This is a genomic window from Gilvimarinus sp. 1_MG-2023, assembly GCF_030548285.1.
Map to the genome: position 1 here is coordinate 1 of NZ_JAUOSC010000306.1, position 379 is coordinate 379.

At 59.4% G+C, this 379-nt stretch carries 1 protein-coding gene; it reads left to right on the plus strand.

Annotated elements, in window-relative coordinates; genetic code table 11:
- Positions 1 to 91: 91 nt before the first annotated feature.
- The coding region (locus Q4563_RS16915; RefSeq protein ID WP_303605317.1) for an AraC family transcriptional regulator ligand-binding domain-containing protein at positions 92 to 379 on the plus strand (288 nt) is incomplete at its 3' end.

The following is a 379-nucleotide window of genomic DNA, read 5'->3' on the forward strand; positions in this document are numbered from 1 at the left end:
GTCGTTATCCTACCGTTTTCTGACGTCGTTTGAGTCGGGGAATGATCATCCGGTCGTGTCCTCTTCGTCGGATGGCTTTGATGCCTGAATCATGAAGCTGGGAGATCTGTCCGTCGCCTATGTCGAATTACTCGCCCGTGCCGCCCGGGCTGAGGGGGTTGATCCGACAGCCGTGCTGGAAGGGTATCAGTTACCGGCCTCGCGGCTGGCGTTACCCGGTAACCGCGTCAGTATTCCGCGCTTTATGCGTGCTGGTCATGCCTTGATTGAGGCGTCGGCAGCTCCCTGGCTGGGGCTGCGTATGGGGTCGTTAACAGGGCCTGCCAATCTGGGGCTGGCGGGTTTGATTGCTCACAGTGCATCAACCTTGCGTGAGGCC